Raw genomic sequence first — 7,406 nt, forward strand, 5'->3', positions numbered from 1 at the left:
TTTTAGGGATCTATTCTAAGTTTAGTTCATCGATTCGCAGATAACAAGTAGTTGTGAACGTTTTGGGGTCAGTTACCCTTAAGCTAAGATTGAGATAGCCCTCGGAATGTGGCTCTAAGGGCAATTCAAACAGGGATGGAGCATCAACACGCAAGCTGGTTTCGCTAAGAGTTTCTGATTCACCTTGTGGATTAACCGAAGATAAGCGTAAGTTAAACTCTGGACAAGTAGCATCAGAAAATACAGGCTTTCCGGTTAAGGTGAAGGGATTAGGGAGAGGATTAATCCAGAGAATATCTAGAGTTTGATTATAATTTTGCTCATTAAAAGAGGTGGCTAGGGTATAGGTATCGGATTGGGGTAAAATCGCAGTTTGAAAGTTAGGATTTAAGGCGATCCATGGCGGTTGATTTCCGGGGCGATCGCCAATCACTTCTTGCATTTGTATAAAAGTCTTCCATGCTGTCTCCACCGAAGTCTCCTTCAGTCGTTGATAAATCACCAGTTTGATGTTATTTTCTAGCTCAAAGTCTAAGGGTAATCGCTCAAAGTCTGCTGCGATTTGCCAATTCTGAGCAAACATATCATAAATAACTTTCTCCACATCGGCTTCTTCGAGGGTAAGATGATGTTGATAGGGTTGAGCAATAATAACATACTTTGCCTGTAAAAACTGTTCTAGAGGATACCAATCTCTCGAATCTACAATTGGCGTTGGCTGGATATAGAGTTTAGAGCTATCTTGACCATATAATTCTTGTTCTGCTGAGATAATTAAGGAGTAATTAAAAATCGAAGATGAGCCAACAAGATACAAAGGTTCTTGATTCGGTGCAAGGCGATGTAGAGTTTGTAGCAGTCGGACTAATTCCGGGTAATCTGAGCGGTAGAGAGGAGGCAAATACAAAGAAAATAGGGTGTTCCGAGGAGGGCGGCTTAAGGGTTGTTCTAGGGGAGTCAACGATAGGGTTAAGTTGAGCATTAAATAACCGATGATTGCCCAAACTAAACCGGTTCTGATAGTTGTACTGGTAGCTCTGATAATGGCCCAAACCAAGAAAATTACACCTAAAATTACTAAGGGAGTGAAATGCAGGGTATAGTGAATGCCTGTATAGCGGAGAATACCGATCCATTCTATGGCGCAGATCGCATAAAAAATTAATACAATACGATAGTGTTGGCGCGATAACTTCCCCCAAGCCATGACCAAGCCTATGAGACTTAAAGCCAGTAAACTGACTCCATAAAAACGAAGGTATTGGTGCAACAGTTGACCATAGGGTCTGACATAGGATTGATAAAGATCCGTATAATTTCTTTGGAGTGCCAACAGTAAATAGGGTCGCGCGATTAGCCCTAATGTGAGCAAGCTGGTTAAGCCAATTAAGGCGATTTTAATTTGATATTCAATCAGGTTATTGATGGCTTTAGGTGTTTGTTGATTCTTTTCTTTAAGATAGGTGAGAAGGCCTTGAAGGATGAAGGTTAGAATGAGGGCAATTCCTGAATAAACAAAATGCCTGCGCCAGACAAAGGCTAAGGTTAATAAAATTCCAATTAGGGGGATTTGCCACCCATGTTTTAAGCGTGTATTTTTTAAGTAAATCCAAAGTGCTAGAGCAATAAATAGGGCGGCTCCAGTGTCTGGATATCCTGTTAATGTGGGTAACCAAGTTGCGGGAATACAGAGGGCGAAAAATACAGTTGACCAGAAGACGAGGGGGGGGGAAATACGGATGAGTTGGGTGGCGATCGCGCCTATAGCTAAGGTGAAGGGGATTAAATAGGCGATCGCCAAACTGAGGATATACCCTAGCCGAGTTTCTCCGAATAGCCACAATCCCGGAATCAAGGGCAGGGTATATAGCTTATTATAGGACTGGTAAAAAGAGACTTGCAGTTCTTGCCAACCCATTGACCAAGATTGACTAAAGGCGGTAAAACTTTCTTGAGTCCAGATTTGATAAGCAGCAAAATCCCAAAAGTGAAAATACTTTTCACTGGAGACATAAAGAATTGTACCACTGCAAACGGTAATGACTAGAAGCACGAAACAAATGATGTGCCCCAACCATGGTTTAATCAAGTTAGCTTTAGTCATACCCCTACTTTAATCTAAGGATAGATTATAAACAACAATGGAACTTTTTGTCAAGCCAACCTATTCTTTTATTGTTCCGATTTATAATGAAGAAAACAATATTCCTGAATTGTATAAGCGTCTCCAGTCGGTGATGGAGCAATTAGAGGGACAGACGGAATTAATTTTGGTTAATGATGGCAGCACGGATGCTTCTTTACGTCTGTTGCGGGAATTGTATCAGAGAGATAACCGGGTTTGCTATTTGAGTTTAGCACGGAATTTTGGTCATCAAATTGCGGTGACTGCGGGGTTGAATTATGCGCGGGGGGAAGCGGTGGTAATTTTGGATGCCGATTTGCAAGATCCGCCGGAGTTAATTCCGGAAATGGTTAAAAAATGGAGAGAAGGCTATCAGGTGGTGTATGCTCAAAGAACGCGCCGACATGAAGAAAAAAAGCGCAAACGATGGACAGCTTACTGGTTTTATCGGATGCTGAGATATTTGGCGGATGTGGAGATTCCGACGGATACGGGGGATTTTTGTTTGATGGATCGGTGTGTGGTGGATCTGCTAAATCAGATGCCGGAGCGCGATCGCTACATTCGAGGTTTGCGAGCTTGGATTGGCTTCGAGCAAACGGCGATTTTATACGAGCGTAGTCCCCGGTTTTCCGGTGAGGTGAAATATACGTTTGCCAAGTCGCTCTCTCTGGCGATTAATGGAATTGTATCTTTTTCTAAGGTTCCCTTACGTTTATCTACTTATCTAGGTTTAGGGGCGGCGGCGATCGCCCTTTTCATGGCTCTACTCGTCTTCTATTGGCGCATTGTTGCCCCTACTGCTCCCCTCACCGGGTTTGCCACCATCCTGATTGCCATCTTCTTTCTGGGAGCTGTACAATTGGTCAGCATCGGCATTCTGGGCGAATATATCGGCCGCATCTACGAACAAGTCAAAGGTCGGCCCCTCTATACCCTAGCAGAAATTCGAGGTTGGGAAAAGGGCGATCGCCCTAGGGATGGGTGAGGGAGTAGAACCGGGAACCTTACTTTTTAGGCAATACATGGCGAATTCCGCCTCGATTTCCTCGTGTATCGTCTTGGTAGCGAGGGATAATATGAATCGTGGCATGGCCCATTTTTTGACCTGCCGCATGATTGACATTAATGCCCACATTAAAGCCATCAGGCTGAAATTCTTGGGTTAACATCTCTTGTACTTTATTAGCCATAAACCAGCAAGCTGATTGTTCCTTAAAGGGCAATTCAAAATAATTGGCAATATGACGTTTAGGTACAATCAACACATGACCCTTACTCACGGGGTAACCATCAAACATGGCATAGGCTGTTGCTGATTCCGTGAGTAACCTTAAGCTTTTGCGGGGATTGCAAAAAATGCAGCGATCGCTAGAATGTCTTTGATAATTGTAGTGAACATATTCGTAGATTTGGCAAGACTCATCGATGTGAATGGACTTAAAGGGCAATTTAACGATACATTGATAGGTGGGTTTTTGATGCACATAATGTTGTCTAAAGCCCTCTCTTTTAATATCTCGCCTGACGGCATAATAGGCTTTTCCGCCCGGTTTCAAGAGATGAGATACTTCCATGATTACAGTGGCTTGTTCTTCAGGAAATAAGACATTGAGAACATAAAAACAAATAATGGTATCAAATTTATTCTGGGGATGGTCGGGAAAATAGTGAGGATCGTAGCCTTTAATCTGAAACCCTTGTTTAGAGAGAATTTTAACGTCATTACCTAACCCACAGCCAAAGTCTAGAATCTGTCCTTGCAATCGGTTTCTTTCTAATAAAAACCGCCCTGGAAAGGATAAAAATTGACGGTCAATAGCAGTGAGATGGCTGTATTTATTGGTTGGCTTTTTCATAAATTAGGTAATGGGTAGTGGGTAATGGGTAATGGCGAGGGGTTAAGATAATGTACATTTTGTCAACTTCTAAATATAGAGTCAAGAAAATAGGCGAAGACGATTTATGGATTATTCAAGGAAGCAGCAAAACTGGGTTTTCCCTATTCCCGACTCCCCACTCCCCATTACCAAAGCGAAGCGCTGTATGATTGAATGTCTAGGGAAACAGATCGGGAGTATTCTGGATTTTGGCTACGGAATTACGAAGCTATGTTTTTATTGATAACCTGCAACCCCAGCACGCTGCCTATATTGGTACGGTGGCTTTAGGCTTTCTGCCTTTACCGGGAGATACGTCGTTGTGGGTTGAGGTTGCTCCAGGGATTGAAATTAATCGGATTACGGATGTGGCGCTGAAGGCGACGCGGGTTCGCCCGGCGGTTCAGTTTGTGGAGCGGCTCTATGGACTGTTGGAGATTCATTCAGCTAGTCAGGGGGAAACGCGGGCGGCAGGACAGGCGATTTTAGATGCTTTGGGGGTGAAAGAGCGCGATCGCCTGAAACCGCGCGTGATTTCGAGCCAAATTATCCGCAATATTGACCCCCATCAAACCCAGTTGATTAACCGCAACCGTCGTGGACAGATGATTTTGTCGGGGCAAACTCTCTATGTTTTGGAGGTGCAACCGGCTGCCTATGCTGCTTTGGCGGCGAATGAGTCGGAAAAGGCGGCGCTGATTAATATTTTGCAAATCCAAGCGGTGGGGATTTTTGGTCGTCTTTATTTGGGGGGCGAAGAACGGGATATTATCGCCGCTTCTCAAGCAGCGCTGGCGGCGATCGAGAATATTTCGGGACGGGAAAATCCTCCGCCTGATACTCAATAAGTGATGGAAGTAAGTGATTATGGCGAATTCTGAACATTTAGCAGTATTGTATCGCGGCATCCCTGCCTGGCAGAAGTGGAGAATGGCTCATCCAGAGATTACCCCGGATCTGAGTGAGACGGATTTGGGGGGGTATCGGCTCCCAGGGATTGATTTAGCGGGTGTGGATTTGAGACGGGTGAATTTATCGCGCACGGATTTGGAGGGGGCAAATCTGGATCGGGCTTCTTTGAGTGGGGCGATCGCCTCTTGCTCCCTTTTAAGGCAGGCTTGCTTCACCCAAAGTCAGGCGATCGGCACACAGTTCAAACAAGCGGATTTAAGCAGAGCTGATTTAAGCGGGGCGAATTTTACGGGTGCAGATTTAACTGAAGCGAATTTAGAGGGAGCCAATCTGCGAGGGGCTTCTTTAAGCGGTGCAAATCTGATGCGAGCTAATCTTAAAGATGCGGATTTAAGCGATACGAATTTACGGCGCTCTAACTTAAGTTATGCCAATTGTCGAGAAGCTAACCTCAGTGGAGCGGTTCTGATCGATGCCATTTTACATCACGCGGAGTTGATTAACGCCCATCTTCATCGCGTGGATTTAAGCCAGGCTAATTTAAGTGAAGCTCATTTAGGGGGAGCCTATTTATGGGGGGCAAATTTAAGGGATGCAGATTTGTATCATACGGATTTAAGATGGGCTAATTTAAGCCGGGCAAATTTCATCGGCGCTCGGTTAAACGATGCTTATTTGCGGGGCGCGATTTTGAATTCAACGCAGTTTGAGGGTAATGGGTAATGAGTAATATCACATACAGCGCTTCGCGCTGTGATGGGGGGATGGGGGGAACAAACAGCAGACTGGGTAGCACTTTGAGCCATTTTAGCTATGGTTCAAAACAGTCATTAATGTACCTCATAACAGCGAAAACTGCTGTAAATTATTTTTGGCCACCATTTCTATTATGGCGCACTCCCTTCCCTTTTGTCAACCCTTAACCGCAGAAATTTCCTCAATAATTTTCATCGTTTCCACCGAAACCGTACAGACGCGCAACAGCAAATCAACCACCGTTTCCTTATAGTCGATGAAGCGATAGGTATTGAACTTTTCCCGAATCGTAGCATCGCGGGGTTTCTTTTCCTTATATTGGTCGAGTATCCATTCTAGAGCGCAACGGTTACCCAGTTTATAGTCCCACGCCCTTGGGGGAATATGTTTCAGCGTGGTGATATTGTCCAGGATAATTTCATGGTTAATTTTGTCCGCTTTCAATTTTGGTTGATAGGTTTGGGTTTCTTTCAGGGGAATATCCACGCGCTCCAGGGGATAGGGTTCAACAGTTTCAAAATTCAGGTGCAGATGCATCAGTTGCTCTCCCCAGTTTGCCCATTGGAAAAAATCATCATAAAACGGTAGTCGGGGAAAGTCGCGCTTCAGGTTGAGTTCGTATTTTTCTCGGTAGTGGGGGTTATGGAGAACGGCATAGGTATAGTGGAAAATATCGAGTTTGGTGATAGTCCTCATCTCCAGCTCCTCTCCCGCAGCATTTGCCCTCACCCCTAGCCCCTCTCCCGCAGGAGAGGGGGATGTAAGTCCCTCTCCCGTGGGAGAGGGATATAGGGAGAGGGCATCCCCGGAAACACTGCCCCTCACCCCCAGCCCCTCTCCCGCAGGAGAGGGGAGTATAAGTTCCTCTCCCGTGGGAGAGGGATATAGGGAGAGGGCAATCCTCGCTAAAACATCAATCAAATTCTCCGTAACCTCTTCATTCTTAAAGCGCAAAACCCGAAATCCATGGTCAGCGAACCAATTATCCCTATCTGCATCTCGCTCTTTTTGCTGTTCATGAATTCCCCCATCGACTTCAATCACCAACTTCGCCCCATGGCAATAGAAATCAACAATACATTGACCAATATTATGTTGCCTCCTAAACTTTGCCCCCTGTAACCGTTTCGCTCGTAAACATTCCCATAAGATTTGTTCTGCCGGGGTTTGACTTTGGCGAAGTTCTTTTGCTCGTTGCAGCAGAGCTTCGGGAATCATTCGCCTTGCTCCGGCTAATTGACTGACATCTTGCCCAGGGTTGTGCCCTCTCTCTTTCATGTCCGAAGGAAAATCTCTCTCCCCAGGGAGAGAGACTTCTGCCCCCCTTCTCCCGTGGGAGAAGGGGTTGGGGGAAGAGGGCACAGCCTGATGCGGAGAATCTTGCCCTCTCTCTAAATCTCTCTCCCCAGGGAGAGAGACTTCTGTTCCCCTTCTCCCGTGGGAGAAGGGGCTGGGGGAAGAGGGCACGCCTTCATCTTGCCCAGGGTTGTGCCCTCTCTCTAAATCTCTCTCCCCAGGGAGAGAGACTTCTGATACTCCCCTTCTCCCGTGGGAGAAGGGGCTGGGGGAAGAGGGCACAGCCTGATGCGGAGAATCTTGCCCTCTCTCTAAATCTCTCTCCCACGGGAGAGAGACTTCTGATGCTCCCCTTCTCCCGGGGGAGAAGGGGCTGGGGGAAGAGGGCCCAGCCTGGTGCGGAGGGTTGTGCCCTCTCTCTAAATCTCTCTCCCACG

5 protein-coding genes and 2 pseudogenes are annotated in these 7,406 nt (G+C 45.9%); 3 read left to right on the forward strand and 4 right to left on the reverse strand.

The features are described 5' to 3' along the window. Positions 1–10: 10 nt before the first annotated feature. On the reverse strand, positions 11–2,104 hold the full coding sequence (locus PJF56_RS08490; protein WP_283762227.1) for a hypothetical protein: 2,094 nt from the start codon (positions 2,102–2,104) through the stop codon (positions 11–13). 37 nt (positions 2,105–2,141) lie between these two features. Between PJF56_RS08490 and PJF56_RS08495 the strand changes: the two genes are divergently transcribed. Continuing rightward, positions 2,142–3,113: a glycosyltransferase family 2 protein gene (locus PJF56_RS08495; protein WP_283762228.1), complete on the forward strand. Its 972-nt coding sequence runs from the start codon at positions 2,142–2,144 to the stop codon at positions 3,111–3,113. Positions 3,114–3,132: 19 nt separating this feature from the next. Here PJF56_RS08495 and PJF56_RS08500 read toward each other — a convergent pair whose 3' ends face one another. Then, positions 3,133–3,984, reverse strand: a complete 852-nt coding sequence (locus PJF56_RS08500) for a bifunctional class I SAM-dependent methyltransferase/HIT family protein (RefSeq protein ID WP_283762229.1) — start codon at positions 3,982–3,984, stop codon at positions 3,133–3,135. Between the two features lie 230 nt (positions 3,985–4,214). On the opposite strand from PJF56_RS08500, the gene ccmP reads away from it, so the two are divergent. Next, positions 4,215–4,853, forward strand: a complete 639-nt coding sequence (ccmP, locus tag PJF56_RS08505) for a beta-carboxysome protein CcmP (RefSeq protein ID WP_283762230.1) — start codon at positions 4,215–4,217, stop codon at positions 4,851–4,853. 19 nt (positions 4,854–4,872) lie between these two features. Beyond that, positions 4,873–5,640 (forward strand): pentapeptide repeat-containing protein, encoded by a 768-nt coding sequence (locus PJF56_RS08510; RefSeq protein WP_283762231.1) that lies wholly within the window; start codon positions 4,873–4,875, stop codon positions 5,638–5,640. 189 nt (positions 5,641–5,829) lie between these two features. Here the strand turns inward: PJF56_RS08510 and PJF56_RS22120 are convergent. Both PJF56_RS22120 and PJF56_RS22125 read right to left on the reverse strand, forming a co-directional pair. After that, positions 5,830–6,363 (reverse strand): annotated as a pseudogene (locus PJF56_RS22120) (type ISP restriction/modification enzyme); the annotation flags it as partial. A 213-nt stretch (positions 6,364–6,576) separates the two neighbouring features. Continuing rightward, a pseudogene (locus PJF56_RS22125) lies at positions 6,577–6,951 on the reverse strand (endonuclease domain-containing protein); the annotation flags it as partial. Between the last annotated feature and the right edge of the window lie 455 nt (positions 6,952–7,406).

Source organism: Roseofilum halophilum BLCC-M91, assembly GCF_030068445.1.
In the GTDB taxonomy this organism is placed as follows: Bacteria; Cyanobacteriota; Cyanobacteriia; order Cyanobacteriales; family Desertifilaceae; genus Roseofilum; species Roseofilum halophilum.

Coding starts and splice junctions, on each gene's coding strand:
- PJF56_RS08490 (WP_283762227.1), bottom strand. CDS start 2,104: ATGACTAAAGCTAACTTGATTAAACCATGGTTGGGGCACATCATTTGT.
- PJF56_RS08495 (WP_283762228.1), top strand. CDS start 2,142: ATGGAACTTTTTGTCAAGCCAACCTATTCTTTTATTGTTCCGATTTAT.
- PJF56_RS08500 (WP_283762229.1), bottom strand. CDS start 3,984: ATGAAAAAGCCAACCAATAAATACAGCCATCTCACTGCTATTGACCGT.
- PJF56_RS08510 (WP_283762231.1), top strand. CDS start 4,873: ATGGCGAATTCTGAACATTTAGCAGTATTGTATCGCGGCATCCCTGCC.